Origin of the sequence: Sporosarcina sp. ZBG7A, from assembly GCF_000813425.1 — a bacterium.
Taxonomy (GTDB): Bacteria; Bacillota; Bacilli; order Bacillales_A; family Planococcaceae; genus Sporosarcina.
In genome coordinates, this window is record NZ_JWIB01000044.1 from 34,696 (window position 1) to 50,022 (window position 15,327).

Here is a 15,327-nt window from a genome sequence, read left to right on the forward strand (position 1 = left end):
CTCATATAGCTATGTATTTTCCAAATTTAATCATACAATATTCAATCAGTGATATATAGACTAACTTGAAATGTACGCAAGGTTCTATAGGAGACCCCCTTGCTTATATAGATGACAAAATGCACCATATCCTCTGAAGAATACACAAACAAAAAAGTAACCACCTTGCATGCTCACTGATAAGCATGAAAGGTGGTTACCCAAATAACTATCTAACTAACCAATCATTTTACTTCAGAATACGACTATTTACAGTACTTTCTGTACAACAATCTCATCCTCAACTAAGTCGACATTCACTTTACCAACAGACTCATTCTCCAATAAAAGATCTGTCAGAGGATCTTCGATTTTATCTTGAATCACTCTTCGTAGTGGACGAGCCCCGAAACGTTTGTCATAGCTTAACTTCACGAGTGATTGCTTCGCTTCTAGTGTGATGTTGAGGTTGATATCATTTTCTTCAATATTATCTTGAAGATCTAACAGCATCAAATCTACAATCTCTAGCAAGTTTTCTTCTGTTAACTCATTGAATGCAACAATCGCGTCGAAACGGTTCAAAAATTCCGGCTTAAAATAATCACCTAACGTTTCTAGCATCGTCACCGACTCATGTTCTGTCTGATTAAATCCAACGCTCACTTTTTTAGCAACGCCTGTTCCTGCATTGCTTGTCATAATGATGACCGTGTCTTTGAAACTTACTGTACGACCATGTGAATCGGTTAATCGACCGTCCTCCATAATTTGAAGGAACATATTTTGCACATCGGGGTGTGCTTTTTCAATTTCATCGAGTAACAATATTGAGTAGGGATTTCTGCGAATCTGTTCCGTCAATTGACCGGCTTCTTCATGACCAACGTAACCCGGAGGTGAACCAATGATTTTGGAAATCGCATGTTTCTCCATATATTCACTCATGTCCAGACGGATTAACGCATCGCGAGAACCGAATAGCTCTTCCGCCAATACTTTTGTGATTTCTGTTTTACCAACGCCCGTAGGTCCCACAAATAAGAACGATCCGATTGGGCGATCTTTTGACTTCAAACCAGCCCGACTGCGACGAATCGCTTTTGCTATTTTTTCGATCGCTTCAGACTGACCAATGACTTTTTTGCCAAGGTTTTCGGCAAGTCCTTTCATTTTCGCTTGCTCTGCAGCTTGAAGTTTCGTCACCGGAATACCCGTCTTCTCTTCTACAATCAATTCAATATCCGCTATAGCTACTTCAGAATGCCCTGCTTCTCCATTTTGTTTTGTTTCATCTAATTTTTGTCGTAATTGCACTTCTTCTGCTCGCAAGTTTGCTGCCTTTTCATAATTTTCCTGATCTGCTGCATGCTCTTTTTGTTGAACAATTTCTTGCAGGCGCATTTCAATTGAGTCTGAATCACCAGCTGATGTCTGTTCCAGGTTTAATCGTGCTCCCACTTCGTCCATCAGGTCTATTGCTTTATCCGGCAAAAACCGTTCTTGGATATAGCGTTGTGATAGCGACACAAATGCTTGTACCGCTTCATCTGAATAGCTTACGCCATGAAAGTTTTCGTATCGATCTTTAATACCGTTCAAAATCTTAAACGTATCTTCTGCAGAGGGTTCTTTAACGATGATTGGCTGGAATCGACGTTCGAGAGCAGCATCTTTTTCAATTTGTCGATATTCATTAAGTGTTGTTGCCCCGATCAGTTGTAACGTGCCTCTAGCCAAAGCTGGCTTTAAGATATTTCCTGCATCCATCTGAGATCCTTCGGTTTTTCCAGCACCAACTAGTAAGTGAATTTCATCCACGAACAACAAAACATCTTTACGCATTTCCAATTCTTCAATCAACTGCTTCATCCGCTCTTCAAACTGTCCTCGGATTCCCGTATTGGTAACTAGTGATGCAACATCCAGCACGTATACTTTTTTGTTTAGCAATTTCGCTGGTACATCACCTTCATGAATTTTCACTGCAAGCCCTTCAGCAATCGCCGTTTTACCTACACCTGGTTCCCCAATCAGAACTGGATTATTTTTATTTCTTCTATTTAAAGTTTCGATCACGCGCTTAATTTCCTGATTACGTCCTATGACTGGGTCTATTAATCCTTCTTGCGCATCGTCAGATAAGTTCTTACCCAATTGGTCTAATAACCCTGGTTCGTGACTTTCTGGCTCTCTCACTTGCGTATATGTTTGTTTCGCACCATTTGCCTGATTAGATTCATTTGAGAATGATGGTACGTTGCCCGCACTAAGTTGGCCATTTAATTCGTGAAAGCAGGAACTGCATAGATTTACCTGCATCGCTTGCTGATTCACTTGTAGCCGTAAACTCATAGTTGCTTGGTTTTTTTCACAATGTTGGCATTTCATATTAAGTTCCTCCTTAATGTTTTAAAAATTTGATTTGACTTTGACTATCTTTAACCTTGACTCTATTTTACGCTGACCTTATTTGACATTCAAGAAATTTGCTTGTGTTGTTTTAATAAGTTATGTCATGTTCTTCAAGCATTCAAATCACAATTTCTTTTAAAAAACACTGAAAACAATGTCTTTTGCGTTTGGTTGAAGCTCTTTTATATAATTAATGAACAGAGTAAAACAGTTGTAAGATTAACTACTTAGCAGTATCTTTCAACACATACTCATTCGAAACTGATGAAAGAAGGAATTAGCAGTCTATGAATATTCTTATTAAGCTGATTCAAGTAGCATTTCTTTATGGATTTTATGTAATCGGAAGCTGGTTACATGACTTCTTCCACATCCCGCTTCCAGGTAGCATTATAGGGCTGTTGTTAGTATGGGGAGCATTAAGCACAAATCTTCTAAAGTTAAAATGGATAGAATCCGGAGCACATTCCCTGTTATCGGTTTTGCCTATATTTTTCATCCCTGCGACAGTTGCCATCATGAATTATGGTCATTTCTTTTCTGGGAAAGGCAGCTTATTAATCCCCATCACGATTGTTAGTACGTTTTTAACGATGGGCGTGGCTAGTTTTATAAGCCAATCGATTGCGAAGCGGTTGGACAAGAGGAAGGAGGAATCTGAATGCAACTGATCATCCTTACATTTGGATTCATACTTTTGACGATTGCGGTCTATTTTGCAATGACTGTACTCTACATGAAGGTCCATTTGCCGTTTTTAGTACCTATTATTACAACTACAATCGTCATTATCGTGATTCTAGTTCTTTTTAATATTCCTTATGAAACATATATGTTTGGTGGACAGTGGATCGATAAGCTACTCGGCCCTGCCGTAGTCTCGTTGGCAATTCCGTTATATAAACAAAGAGATTTGTTAAAACGTCAAATCTATCCGATTATAACTGGAGTTTTGGTTGGATGTTTAACAGGCATGGTTACTGGTGTGTGGCTCGCGAAAAGTGCAGGGTTTTCAAAAGAACTAGTTTTATCCATTTTGCCTAAATCGATTACGACTCCGATTGCGATGCAAATTGCGACGCAAGTAGGTGGAATTCCGGCACTTTCAGCTGTGTTTGTCATTATTGCGGGAATCAGCGGTGTACTACTTAGCCACTATTTTCTCGCGTTCTTTAAGTTGGACAGCACACTTGGCCGTGGAATTGGGTTAGGCGTTGCAACCCACGCAATCGGAACGTCAAAAGCGATTGAATACGGTGAGCAGGAAGCTTCGTTGAGTTCTGTCGCCATGACACTCTCTGCAATTTTCGGATCGTTACTTGGACCTATGATTGCATTGTTATTTTATTGATAAAATCATTATTGTTAACGCGTCTCTTTACGAGGCGCGTTTTTTTGTGATGAAACTAATAGAATGGCCATTTAATTGACCTTATATCTGCTCGATAAAAGACATTGAAGATTAATTGTTCATATAGGGACATTTAACAAGCCATAATGATTCTAAAAGCTTGACGTATAAATTCATAGTAAAGTAGCATGTACATCATATTAATTTGAATAATGTGTACAAGGAGGATGCAATGTGCCAGATTTAATTATTACAAATGCCGTAATTTTAAAACTAAATGCTAATAATGAACAAGCCCGTTCTTTAGCGGTGAAAAATGGACGAATTACAGATATTTGGGATACACCTACTCCCCCTGCAGGTACAATAGCAATTTCTGATCGCACAAAAATCATGGATTTAGAAGGAGCAACCTTAATACCAGGATTCATCGACACTCATAACCACATTTTGTCTTATGCGTTATTGAGGGATATGGTAGATTGCAGTTCACCACTCAATCAGAGCATCGATGATCTATTAAACCAGATTTCTTCCAAAGCGGAACAACTACCGGATGGTCAATGGATACAAGGATTTGGGTACGATGATACACTTCTATCGGAACAACGTCACCCGACTAGGAAGGAACTTGATCAGGCTGCTCCTAATCATCCTGTCTACATCAACCATTCTTCCGGTCATATAGCAGTAGCTAATTCACTAGCACTATCACTAGCACAGGTACCTGAAGACATTGAAGATTCTTCGAAGGGTCATTTCGGAAGGGATCTCGATGGGCGTTTAAATGGAGTGTTGTATGAACATGCAGCGACATCCTCTGTCAGTCAAGCAATCCCAGAAAAAAAAGAAGAAGATTTGATTGAATTGCTTGGTCAAGCAGCTGAAGAATACATTGCCCAAGGTATTACTATGAACACAGTTGCAGCTATAGGTATGTCTAATAACCCTCGTAAGGAATTGGATGTTCATTTAAAAGCAGGAAAAACGAATGTAAATCCTATGCGCACTCAGTTGTTGATCATCCATTCTCTTTTACAAGACGATGGGATGTTTAGTCACTATTCGGCGAAGGAACTTGATGAAGAAATACAGGAGAAGTCAAATGGCCGTGTAAGCTTAGATGGGGTGAAGCTGTTTCAAGATGGATCAATACAAGGTTTGACCGCCGCTTTACGAGAACCTTATTTTTGTGATGAATCCCTTACCGGAACGCTTATCCACGAGCAGACTTCCTTGAATGAGCAGCTATTGAATTTCCATCAAAGAGGGTTTCGTATCGCCATCCACGGAAATGGGGACAAAGCAATTGAATCGATTTTGAAAGGGTATGAGTATGCACTACAAAATACCCCTCAACGCGATCATCGCCACCGTATTGAACACGCTCAAACTGCAACTATTGAAGATTTGAATAAGATGAAAGAACTCGGCGTTGCCAGTTCCTTTTTCATAAATCATGTTTACTATTTTGGCGATCGGCATGAGCGGTTATTTCTCGGACCTGAACGTGCTAAAAACATGAATCCCCTGAAAACAGCTTCTGAAAAAGGCATACGATTTACAGTACATTCCGATTGTCCCATTACACCAATCTCTCCTTTGTTCTCAATTTGGGCTTCAGTCAATCGCCTGACAAAGGAAGGTCATGTTCTAGGTGAGGATGAAAAGTGTGACGTCATTACAGCACTAAAATCGATGACGATTTACGGTGCAGAACTCAATTTCGATGAGGAGTCATCAGGCAGCATTGAAGTCGGCAAGCGCGCAGATTTCGCAGTTTTAGACGCAGACCCAACCTCCATTGACCCTCTTTACATTAAAGATATAAACGTACTTGCTACCGTTATCGATGGAGAACTCGTATATGAACGAGTGTGAAGACTAAATTTCACTGTAGCTATCACTCTATTAGCAGATTTCTAATACATTCACCAGGTGTGAAAGCACCTGGTGTTTTCTATTCTATACTGTCTTACTACTTCTTTACGATTTCTATATTTTATCCGAGTCATTCCCTGGCCCCCCATCTATGTGTTTTGAATCACATCGTTGTTTCCTATGAATGTATTTTCATGAATTCCCCCCATTAAATTCTCACCTTAAATTATCAACCTGAATAGTTGTTACAATTTTTATAAAACGATAAACTTACATAGACGAACCATTTCGAAAGGAGAATACATATGACGTATAAACCAGACACAGCTGAAACAAAAGAACTTATCCAACAACTCGTATCAATTCCAAGCCCATCAGGCTACACAAAAGAGGTAATTGCTTTTGTTGAGGGATACTTGAAGCAATACAATGTAGAAACAAAGCGCAACCGCAAAGGCGGCCTCATTGCTACATTACCAGGTAAAAACAACGAAGAGCACCGGATGCTTACTGCACACGTCGATACGCTGGGCGCTATGGTGAAAGAGGTCAAGAGCAATGGACGTCTGCGCCTCGATTTGATAGGCGGCTATAACTACAATTCAATCGAGGGTGAATATTGTCAGATTCACACATCCTCGGGCAAAACAATTACAGGTACGATTTTAATGCATCAAACATCTGTACATGTCTATAAAGATGCTGGCAAAGCAGAACGAAACAAAGTGAATATGGAAGTGCGTATTGACGCTAAAGTCGAGAATGAGAAAGAAGTCCGTGCACTTGGTATTGAAGTGGGTGATTTCGTGTCACTCGATCCACGTGTTGAGATTTGTGACAATGGGTTCATCAAATCACGTCATCTGGATGATAAAGCCAGTGTCGCTATTCTACTTCAGCTCATTAAACAAATTCACGAAGAAAAAATCACGCTACCTTATACAACACATTTCCTAATATCAAACAATGAAGAAATCGGTTATGGTGGTAACTCCAACATACCTGCTGAAACTGTTGAGTATCTAGCGGTCGATATGGGTGCTATGGGAGATGGCCAATCTACGGATGAATATACAGTATCCATTTGCGCTAAGGATGGCAGCGGCCCCTATCATATAGGTCTGCGTAATTCACTTGTTGAGTTAGCGAAGCAACATAACATTGCATACAAGCTTGATATTTATCCGTATTATGCTTCAGATGCATCCGCAGCTATCAAAGCAGGACATGACATCATCCATGGTCTGATAGGTCCAGGTATCGATTCTTCCCATGCGTTTGAACGTACTCATGAGGAGTCCTTGGATTGTACGCTGCAGTTGCTCTATCATTATGTGCAGTCGGATATGCAGCGATATTAATAGTCAAAACGAAAAACCCAGTGACCTGTAACTTTTCAGGGCATTGGGTTTCCTTATGTTTAGATATCTAAATCATTTCATGCGTAATCAAGATAAGACTGTCTGCAGATAGAGAGACATCTTCGAAGGCTTTACCTAAATCATTGACTACATTAACAAATGAAACGAGCTCATTTTCAATAGTGTTGTTTTGATGTTCGGTCTCGTCCATCGTTTTTAATATCTCTTCAAATTGAACTTCTGTTTCGTTCATCCTACTATTTCCCTCTTTTACCGCAGTCCTTATTTTTTCGATTGATTGAGTTAACTTCTCCGTTTGAGAATTTGTATCTAAAATCAATGTAGATACATTTATAATTGATTTTTTCGTTTCCTCGGAAAGTTTACGTACCTCTGCAGCTACAACCGCAAAACCTTTTCCTGCATCCCCTGCACGCGCTGCTTCTATTGCAGCGTTAAGTGCTAACAAATTAGTCTGGTCTGCAATGTCAGTTACGATTTTTATAATCCCTTGCATTCTGGACGATATATCAAATAATGATTTTACATCTCCTGATATATCATTGACAAAGAAATTGATATTCTCCATATTTGTACTTTGATGGTTCAATTGTTCTTTCCCTCTCAAGGATCGTTCCTTTGCCAAAGTGGACAATTTTGAGCCTTCATTAGCCATGTTAGCAATTTCATTTGACTGAAATCTTAGTTGTTGAAATGAAGCATTGGTTTCTTCAGATATAGCCGCAAGGTTTTCCGAAGCACTAGTTACTTTGTCTTTTATCCTATTTTGTTCTTTTTCTTCTTGATCTCTTACTTTATCAATCTCATTATCATACGCTTCAAGAACTAGTTGTTGTTCAATATTCAATATTTTGGATACAGCCATTATCGCTAGAACACATTCTTCTTTATCCTCTATATTCTCATCAATGATATTCAGTAAGGATAGAAGAAGATCCTGAAATGCACACATATACCATTTTGTTTTTAACCCAATTTTATAATGGATTTGGGCAATACGGATTCTTTTTTCAAAATACGTATGGTCAATAACCCCATCAAACATTTCAGTAATGTGTTGTTTAAGAGTTAATTTCAATCGATCGGTCGAACTATTACTATTGACGATATTTACCAATGAAGGCTCCTTTTCTAAGTTTTTATAAAACCTATCCATAATTGGATCAATCTGCTCAATAATAAATGGTTGTAGGCAATTGATAATACGAAGATCTTCTTTTGTTAAGTCAATCATGTTTAACTGATTTTCAATATCGGTATCCTTAGGTATGTATAATTCCGACTTAGCTTTGTCACTTAACACCTTAACACCTGTTTTTTTCTGTTTTTTAAAAATCAAAGAAGTTCCCGCCAATCTACCCTAATTTACGATCAGGGTATATCATACCACCCCCGCAACAAAAAGTAATTAATTATATTCATGACCTTAGACTTATTTTCGCGTGTTGTATACCATGTCATTTTATGAACTAAAAGGCACCACGTATCTATTCTGTTTCTACTTTCAATTGCTGCCGTCTCACAATTTTAACTTCTAGTTGTACTTTGCATAGGCAACTATCACCAATGTGGGACCATGTGAGAAGACTAATCTTCGGATGAATACACAGTTTCCATATGCAGATAGTGCGCGAGCGGCCGTATCATCTTAGACTGGCAAACTGCATTTTTTGAGTTATTCTAAAAGAACGACCTTGCATACAAGCTTGATATTTATCCGTATTATGCTTCAGATGCATCCGCAGCTATCAAAGCAGGACATGACATCATCCACGGACTGATTGGACCAGGAATTGATTCTTCTCACGCGTTTGAACGCACGCATGAGGAGTCGTTGGAATGCACATTGCAATTACTCTATCATTATGTGCAATCGGATATGCAGCGATATTAATACTACAGTGTAAAACCAGCGACCTTTTTCTCGGGTCGCTGGTTTTTAATATTCTTTACGAGGATATAGTTGTTGTGGATTTCTAATTAGGTGCATGCACATTTCTTACAGTCAAAGAGATGAAGTAAAAAAACCAATGGAGATGCTGGCTTTATTTCAAATTTATTTTAGTCCTCTCCTTTTCAATTCCTTTTCTTGTTTTTTAGCCTTTTCCGTTAGGATGTACGAGTTTTTATATACACCATAAACAATTAGAACAAATGGAATTGCCGCCACTAGTACACCAGAGAAGGCTCCAATGCTTGCTGGATTGAACCAGGTGAACTGAATACCAATCGTGTGTAAAAACAAAAAGACAGCTGAAGCCAAACCACCAAACAATCCGATATACTGTTTTAATTTATCTGCATTCACTTGAATCCCTCCTTTCTTAGCTACTCTTTCAGAAGAAATGTGAGCGTGTGTATACCATCTTTTTATACATCTTCCATTGGCTACTATCTATTTTATGCATAGAAAAAAAGACATCCTATGAGGGATGTCCAGCAATGCCTGTTAACTCTTAATTTCTGATCTCGTAATCCCCTTAAAGGAACCTTTTTCACATTCAGGATTACTTTCTCCACCTGTGCTTTAAAACAACATTCCTTTTAATCCACTGTTACTGACAGTTCTTTCACTTTTACAGAAGGTGAACCGTACCCGCCCGGAACGAATTTCAAATCAGATCCAACCGATACGATTCCATTCATATAGTCATAGAAGTTTCCTGCAATAGTCATTTGTTTCACAGGAGACGCGATTTTTCCATCTTTAATATAGAAGCCTGATGCGGCCACCGAGAAATCACCTGAAATGGTACTCGTTCCTGAGTGAAGGCCCGACAAATCTGTGATTAACACGCCTTCCTCTATTGTAGCCATCAATTCTTCCTGGCTTTCTTCTCCTGGGGCAATGTATAGATTATCAGGTGCAACGGATAGCGTACTCTTATAGGACGCTTTACTTGCATGACCTGTTGAGTCAACGCCTTCTTTTTTAGCAGTTTTCCGATTATGAAGAAGTGTTTTTAAGGTGCCATCCGAGATGATAATCGTTTTTTTAGTTGCAACGCCTTCTCCGTCGAAATTTCTACCTAATAACGCTTCAGGATGGAAAGGATCATCTACAAGACTAAAGTTTTTCGCTCCAATTTCTTCACCAATTTTGTCTTTCAACAATGACTGGCCTTTCTGCGCTTCTTCAGCGGAAAAGATCGGTGTAAATGCTGCTAATAAAGAAGCCGATGCATCATGTCGCATAATAATCGGATACTTCCGTGATGGAATCGATTTCTCTCCTAAACTTGAAATTGCTTCTTTCCCTGCTTCATTAGCAATCTCATCAGCATCCAAGGAATTGAAATCTCTTGTCAATCGCACCGCGCCACCTGTCTTCATTTCTTCCCCATCTTTAGCAACGGCGTAAATGAAAACAATAAGTCCATTCGTTTTGTCTTGTAAAGAAAGTCCTTTGTTGTTTGTAAGAACTCGATCCTGTGAAAAGTCTTGTAGTACACAATAATTTACCGAGACAATACGTGGATCATAAGCGAGAGTTTTCTTTTCTACTTCTTTTATAAAAGCGATTTTTTCTGGAATTGAGACATTCGCAAGCTCATCACTATAACGGGAGTGCTCTGAGTAGTGTTCACTTCCTCCAAAGATATCCGTTCCGTCATCTTCATCGAGCGCGTCTGCATTCGCTTTTGCACCCTCGATTAAGAAAGAAATGGAATCATCATCAATTTTTTCTGTGTACGCATAGCCCATTTTCCCATTGTACAAGCCTCTGAATCCAACACCGCCTTCTTCAGAAGTTTCATAGCTATCAATTTCCCCTTCAAATATCTTCACTTGAAACGAGTTAGATTTTTCATAGTAAACCTCTGCCTCATGAAAACCAACATCCTGTGCTTTTTTTAAAAGTTCTTCCTGAAATAGTTGAATGTCCATTGTTATTCCCCCTTTGTCCCGCCAACGGTAATCTCACTGACACGCAACATGGGTTGGCCGACATTTACGGGGAGACTACCACTGACAGACCCACACATCCCTGCACCATGCGCCAAATTGTTGCCGACTTTATCGACTAGCTGCAAAGTTTTCGCACCATTCCCAATAAGCGTTGCACCACGAATAGGACGACCGATCTTACCATCTTTCACCAAATACGCTTCAGCAACGGCAAAGTTGTAATCCCCTGTTGCTGGATTCACTTGACCGCCACCCATATATTTCGCGTAAATCCCATTTTCTGTAGATGCAATGATTTCTTCTGGTGTCGATTTCCCTGGTGCAATATACGTGTTCGTCATCCGTGAAGTTGGATTAAATCGATACGATTGCCGACGAGAAGAGCCAGTCGCTTCCGCATTCATGCGACGCGCATTGAATTTATCAATCATATACCCTTTTAAAATCCCATTTTCGATCAACACATTTTTACGTGTTCTTTCACCTTCATCGTCAATTGTCAGAGAGCCCCACTCATTCGGGAGCGTCCCATCATCAATATACGTCACGATATCAGGAGCAACCTTTTCACCGATGCGATTCGCGAATACAGAGGTGTTCTTCGCCACCGATGTCGCCTCAAGTCCATGGCCGCACGCTTCATGGAAAATCACACCACCAAATTCATTGTCTATGATTACCGGGAACTTTCCGCTTGGACACTCATCCGCACCAAGCATAGTCACTGCAATACGTGACGCCTCTCCTGCGTAATGTTGAAGATCCAGATTTTCGATGAATTCAAAACCAGCATGTGCTCCTGGACCGTAGAACCCACTCTGCATTTCCGCACCTTCTGAAGCTGTCGATTGAATCGCAAGTCGTGAATGGACACGTTTATCCTCTACGAACTTGCCTTCTGAATTGGCAATTAAGACATTCTGTTCCTCATCATAATAACGAAGTCCCACTTGGCGGATGCGCTCGTCATAATTTCTTGCAATTTCGTTCGCCTTTCTCATCACTGCTACTTTGCGCGCATTCTCAACGGTTTGTGGCAGTTGAGCAATGGTATGAATCGGTTTTATAACTTCCTTTTGTAAGGGATGGATAATCCCATTTCCGCCTCCACTAATTGCTAGAGCAGCTCGCTTCGCCGCTTCTATCAACCCCTCTTCAGTGAAGTCAGAGGTGTACGTATACACATTTTGAAGTCCTGAGAAAATCCGTATACCAATTCCGAAGTCACGCCCCGATATACTTCTTTCAATCTTGTCACTTTGTAACTCAATCGAATTCACAAACTTGTCTTCTATGAAAACCTCAGAGAAATCACCGCCAGTCGATAACGCGGCTTCTAACACATTTTCTATAATGGATTGTTTAATCATTCCTCATTCCCCCTCCATTTGGATTATAACCTACATTTTGTTAGAATACATTGATTTAGGTAACTATTCAGTTTTATAATCCCCCACTACTAGTACAGAGCAGAATTAGCCACCGTCAAAACCGGCAAAGCACACACACGTCCTATGCTCCACGTGAAAATGGCCACCTTCTATTTAGGCAGCCTTCCATTGTATTCTCAGGAATATCTCAATTTTCATGAACTATTACATAAGTAGTCAATCTAATAATATTCAGACGAGAAATGACATTCGTTTTAGATATTCAACTTATCGTTTATACTTAGACTCATAACTTCACTATGGAGGATTAGACAATGGAATTTAAAAATATCGATCAACAAATCATTCAGAAGTATAAAGAAGATGAAACTTTTATGGTGAGACTATTTGTCCAATGGTGTGCCAATCATGACCTTGACTCACAAACTCTCTATCAAAAAGCATACCCAGCACAACCGTTAAATGTACTCTTAAAAGAAGTGTTGGAAAATGATGATGGATTTGACGAACTTCACATCGACAACGAAACGATGCTGGATGTTCTCCAAATGTTCGGAAATGACGACCTAGCATTTGTAGTAGCTGATGAAATTCAGCGTTTGAAAAAGTGATTTGTACATACAGTCAAAAATAGTTAGTAAGGTATGCTGCGCACCAAACTTTCATGTTTGTTAAATCATTCATGTCTGTTTCGGACGCAGCAACCTTTTAATTTACTTCCCGTAAAAGCTCTCACTTGGACTTCAAACTAAATATGATTAGTAAAACACCAGCAAACAGACAGACAATCCTCGTCAAAGAGATCTTTTCAGTGAGCCCACTCAGTGCAACCCCTGTTGTGACAACCAATATAACTGGGCCCACTAAAGCGAGCATGCTATTAATGTAGAAAGCCTTCTCTAAATCATTGTACTTGTACATTAATGCAGCAGCTGATATTTCTATACTCCCTGAAATCACCCTTAACAAAATGATAAAAAGTAACGCCCTTTCAATAACTGTGACCACATCCCCTGTAGTATTCACACTTACTATATGCAACCTGTCCACGCAATATTTGAAAGACCTTCCGTTGTATAACTAGGAAACAGTTCTGAGTAGCGTCTGATATTATTCATCCACTGACTTAAATGCCAATTTAGAATCTGAATGCCTTTACACCAGGTCTTACTTTTCATTCAAACATTCATGAATTTCCCTGTAATTTTATAAAATTAACGCGAACAAAACAGCCTAGCAGAATGGATCTGCTAGGCTGAATTAACTTTAGCTATTTGCACATGAAACTTATGTGTTCGCCAACCATATCACTCAGGCTTTTTCATCAAGTTAAACCGTTCCACACGTTCTTCAAACCCAGCATCCAGCAATGCCTCCACTTCGATTTTCCCGAACAGATCAAAATGGGGGTAATCTTTTTTGTAGTCAATCCATTCAGGCTTTAACCCATATGTTTGTCCCCACTCCATCAGGCGATCGAGATTCGCACAGCCTACCTTTGTCACAGTCTTGCAACCCGGAAAACGGTCATCTAGCCAGTAATGGGTAAGAAACGCAATCTCTCCAGCACGGACCGCCTCTTTCCAAGCACTCAATTCTGTACGATTAGTTCCGAACGCCATCAGTCTGTCCCCCACTGATTTCCGTTTCTTTTTTACTGTTAAACATGTCATCACCTCTGTTGTACATTATACAAAACAATAGCGTACCTGCGCCTATAACCTTCGTGATTGCTCAAACATTCATTATTGTTTCGTGTACTTCTCTTTTAAGATTGTGGCATCTCATTTTTCTGCTTTTTCTTAAGAGAGTTCCAAATTTTAATTGACACCGCAAATACAAATACTAATGATCCTATAACAAAGACTAGACCACCTGTAGATTCAGTAAGGCTACTGCCAATATAACTATATAATATCCTAAGAGGAGTACTCGCAATAATTATGGTTATCATGTAGGTTAAATATTTTATACCTACGGAAGCTGATAAAAAACAGATTACATCGGCTGGTGCTATCGGACAAATAATTCCTAGTGCTAGAAATTTGTAATTGTGAGTTTCCAACAAACCGTTCAACTCCGAATGTCGATTCATTAAATACTTTTTCAACCTATTACCAGCAAAACTCTTAGCAATTACATAAACCAAGCTTTCACTCACTACGATTCCTACTGTTGATAATAGAAAAGCGTCAATTGGACTGAAGCATACTCCAGCTAAAATCATAAGAGTTGTACCTGGGATAAGAAATAAAAGCCTAATAATCCATAGAGCTATAAATAATAAGAGTGCATAATTCTTGTTTTTGGAAACGAACTCTTTCACCGTATTCACATCAAGTGTCACTAAATCTAAGTAATTTAATATACAGACAAATAAAATCCAAATGGCAACTATAATAAAATTCTTTTTCAAATTTTCTCTTCTCCTTAAGTCTTTCCATATATACATAGTAAGAAAGGAAGATTAAGAAATACACCTTGAAATCATTAAGGATTCTTAAGTTTTTCAATATATAGGGCTTATTGAATTTACTTAAGTAATCTAAGGAATGAACCACAGTGCTTACCTACAATTCTGATTGGCAAATGACACGGAATCTTGAGTAAAAGAATCGTTTCCGAAATAAAAAGGGATGTATAGATATTACCTATACATCACATGTTCTATCGTTTTAACTGATACGCGCCAAAAACCTTGTTCCCTAATCCAGAAAGATGTGGCTCATCACCCTAACACACATAGTCTTTCACTTGTAGAGCGTCTTATACATCTTTACTCTGTACAGGTTGTTCAACAGTAAAATTCATCCAACCATCCTTGTATTCCGCACGAATTTTGCCATTATGAAGTTCTACGATTCTTTTGGAAATCGAAAGCCCAAGGCCAGCCCCTTGTGCATCTATTCTCGCCTAATCTCCCCTAAAAAACCGTTCAAACAATTTCAGACTGTAGACAAAAGGGTTGGAAATCGAAATGATTTCCAACCCTTTTGATTTTTGTTCGTATAAATCTGCA

13 protein-coding genes and 2 pseudogenes are annotated in these 15,327 nt (G+C 39.2%); 6 read left to right on the forward strand and 9 right to left on the reverse strand.

Annotated elements, in window-relative coordinates; genetic code table 11:
• Window positions 1-249 precede the first annotated feature (249 nt).
• Entirely contained in the window at window positions 250-2,370 is a 2,121-nt protein-coding gene (locus RL70_RS14680) for an ATP-dependent Clp protease ATP-binding subunit (protein WP_039044150.1), read from the reverse strand.
• Between the two features lie 311 nt (window positions 2,371-2,681).
• Here RL70_RS14680 and RL70_RS14685 point away from each other — a divergent pair, with 311 nt between their 5' ends.
• The 4 genes from RL70_RS14685 to RL70_RS14700 all read left to right on the forward strand — a co-directional run bounded on the left by RL70_RS14685 (window position 2,682) and on the right by RL70_RS14700 (window position 6,987).
• Window positions 2,682-3,065 (forward strand): CidA/LrgA family protein, encoded by a 384-nt coding sequence (locus tag RL70_RS14685; RefSeq protein WP_039044151.1) that lies wholly within the window; start codon window positions 2,682-2,684, stop codon window positions 3,063-3,065.
• On the forward strand, window positions 3,056-3,745 hold the full coding sequence (locus tag RL70_RS14690) for an LrgB family protein (protein WP_039044152.1): 690 nt from the start codon (window positions 3,056-3,058) through the stop codon (window positions 3,743-3,745). The genes RL70_RS14685 and RL70_RS14690 overlap by 10 nt, the downstream gene beginning before the upstream one ends.
• Window positions 3,746-3,979: 234 nt before the next feature.
• On the forward strand, window positions 3,980-5,626 hold the full coding sequence (locus RL70_RS14695; protein WP_039044153.1) for an amidohydrolase: 1,647 nt from the start codon (window positions 3,980-3,982) through the stop codon (window positions 5,624-5,626).
• 305 nt (window positions 5,627-5,931) lie between these two features.
• Window positions 5,932-6,987 carry a M42 family metallopeptidase gene (locus RL70_RS14700; protein WP_039044154.1) on the forward strand — a complete coding sequence of 352 codons (1,056 nt, stop codon included), beginning with the start codon at window positions 5,932-5,934 and terminating at the stop codon, window positions 6,985-6,987.
• Window positions 6,988-7,054: 67 nt separating this feature from the next.
• Here the strand turns inward: RL70_RS14700 and RL70_RS14705 are convergent, their stop codons facing one another.
• Window positions 7,055-8,347: a globin-coupled sensor protein gene (locus tag RL70_RS14705; protein WP_039044155.1), complete on the reverse strand. Its 1,293-nt coding sequence runs from the start codon at window positions 8,345-8,347 to the stop codon at window positions 7,055-7,057.
• Between the two features lie 252 nt (window positions 8,348-8,599).
• On the opposite strand from RL70_RS14705, the pseudogene RL70_RS17645 reads away from it, so the two are divergent.
• A pseudogene (locus RL70_RS17645) lies at window positions 8,600-8,902 on the forward strand (peptidase M42); the annotation flags it as partial.
• Window positions 8,903-9,064: 162 nt separating this feature from the next.
• On the opposite strand, the gene RL70_RS14710 reads toward RL70_RS17645, so the two are convergent.
• The 3 genes from RL70_RS14710 to RL70_RS14720 all read right to left on the reverse strand — a co-directional run bounded on the left by RL70_RS14710 (window position 9,065) and on the right by RL70_RS14720 (window position 12,287).
• On the reverse strand, window positions 9,065-9,316 hold the full coding sequence (locus RL70_RS14710) for a phage holin (protein WP_039044156.1): 252 nt from the start codon (window positions 9,314-9,316) through the stop codon (window positions 9,065-9,067).
• 236 nt (window positions 9,317-9,552) lie between these two features.
• Window positions 9,553-10,896 (reverse strand): TldD/PmbA family protein, encoded by a 1,344-nt coding sequence (locus RL70_RS14715; RefSeq protein ID WP_039044157.1) that lies wholly within the window; start codon window positions 10,894-10,896, stop codon window positions 9,553-9,555.
• 2 nt (window positions 10,897-10,898) lie between these two features.
• A complete protein-coding gene (locus tag RL70_RS14720) occupies window positions 10,899-12,287 on the reverse strand; it encodes a TldD/PmbA family protein (protein ID WP_039044158.1) in 1,389 nt (462 codons plus the stop codon).
• A gap of 335 nt (window positions 12,288-12,622) precedes the next feature.
• Between RL70_RS14720 and RL70_RS14725 the strand changes: the two genes are divergently transcribed.
• A complete protein-coding gene (locus RL70_RS14725) occupies window positions 12,623-12,919 on the forward strand; it encodes a hypothetical protein (protein WP_039044159.1) in 297 nt (98 codons plus the stop codon).
• 121 nt (window positions 12,920-13,040) lie between these two features.
• Here the strand turns inward: RL70_RS14725 and RL70_RS14730 are convergent, their stop codons facing one another.
• From RL70_RS14730 to RL70_RS17650, 4 genes and pseudogenes are all read right to left on the reverse strand, one after another.
• A complete protein-coding gene (locus tag RL70_RS14730; RefSeq protein ID WP_197054129.1) occupies window positions 13,041-13,316 on the reverse strand; it encodes a YqhV family protein in 276 nt (91 codons plus the stop codon).
• Between the two features lie 299 nt (window positions 13,317-13,615).
• Window positions 13,616-13,930 carry a hypothetical protein gene (locus RL70_RS14735; RefSeq protein ID WP_039044160.1) on the reverse strand — a complete coding sequence of 105 codons (315 nt, stop codon included), beginning with the start codon at window positions 13,928-13,930 and terminating at the stop codon, window positions 13,616-13,618.
• Between the two features lie 146 nt (window positions 13,931-14,076).
• A complete protein-coding gene (locus RL70_RS14740) occupies window positions 14,077-14,724 on the reverse strand; it encodes a TVP38/TMEM64 family protein (protein WP_039044161.1) in 648 nt (215 codons plus the stop codon).
• Window positions 14,725-15,074: 350 nt separating this feature from the next.
• A pseudogene (locus RL70_RS17650) lies at window positions 15,075-15,254 on the reverse strand (ATP-binding protein); the annotation flags it as partial.
• Window positions 15,255-15,327: the final 73 nt, after the last annotated feature.

What these genes read in the sequence shown, in the direction of transcription:
- RL70_RS14680 (WP_039044150.1), bottom strand. Translation starts at nt 2,370, where the DNA reads ATGAAATGCCAACATTGTGAAAAAAACCAAGCAACTATGAGTTTACGG.
- RL70_RS14685 (WP_039044151.1), top strand. Translation starts at nt 2,682, where the DNA reads ATGAATATTCTTATTAAGCTGATTCAAGTAGCATTTCTTTATGGATTT.
- RL70_RS14690 (WP_039044152.1), top strand. Translation starts at nt 3,056, where the DNA reads ATGCAACTGATCATCCTTACATTTGGATTCATACTTTTGACGATTGCG.
- RL70_RS14700 (WP_039044154.1), top strand. Translation starts at nt 5,932, where the DNA reads ATGACGTATAAACCAGACACAGCTGAAACAAAAGAACTTATCCAACAA.
- RL70_RS14715 (WP_039044157.1), bottom strand. Translation starts at nt 10,896, where the DNA reads ATGGACATTCAACTATTTCAGGAAGAACTTTTAAAAAAAGCACAGGAT.
- RL70_RS14720 (WP_039044158.1), bottom strand. Translation starts at nt 12,287, where the DNA reads ATGATTAAACAATCCATTATAGAAAATGTGTTAGAAGCCGCGTTATCG.
- RL70_RS14725 (WP_039044159.1), top strand. Translation starts at nt 12,623, where the DNA reads ATGGAATTTAAAAATATCGATCAACAAATCATTCAGAAGTATAAAGAA.
- RL70_RS14735 (WP_039044160.1), bottom strand. Translation starts at nt 13,930, where the DNA reads ATGGCGTTCGGAACTAATCGTACAGAATTGAGTGCTTGGAAAGAGGCG.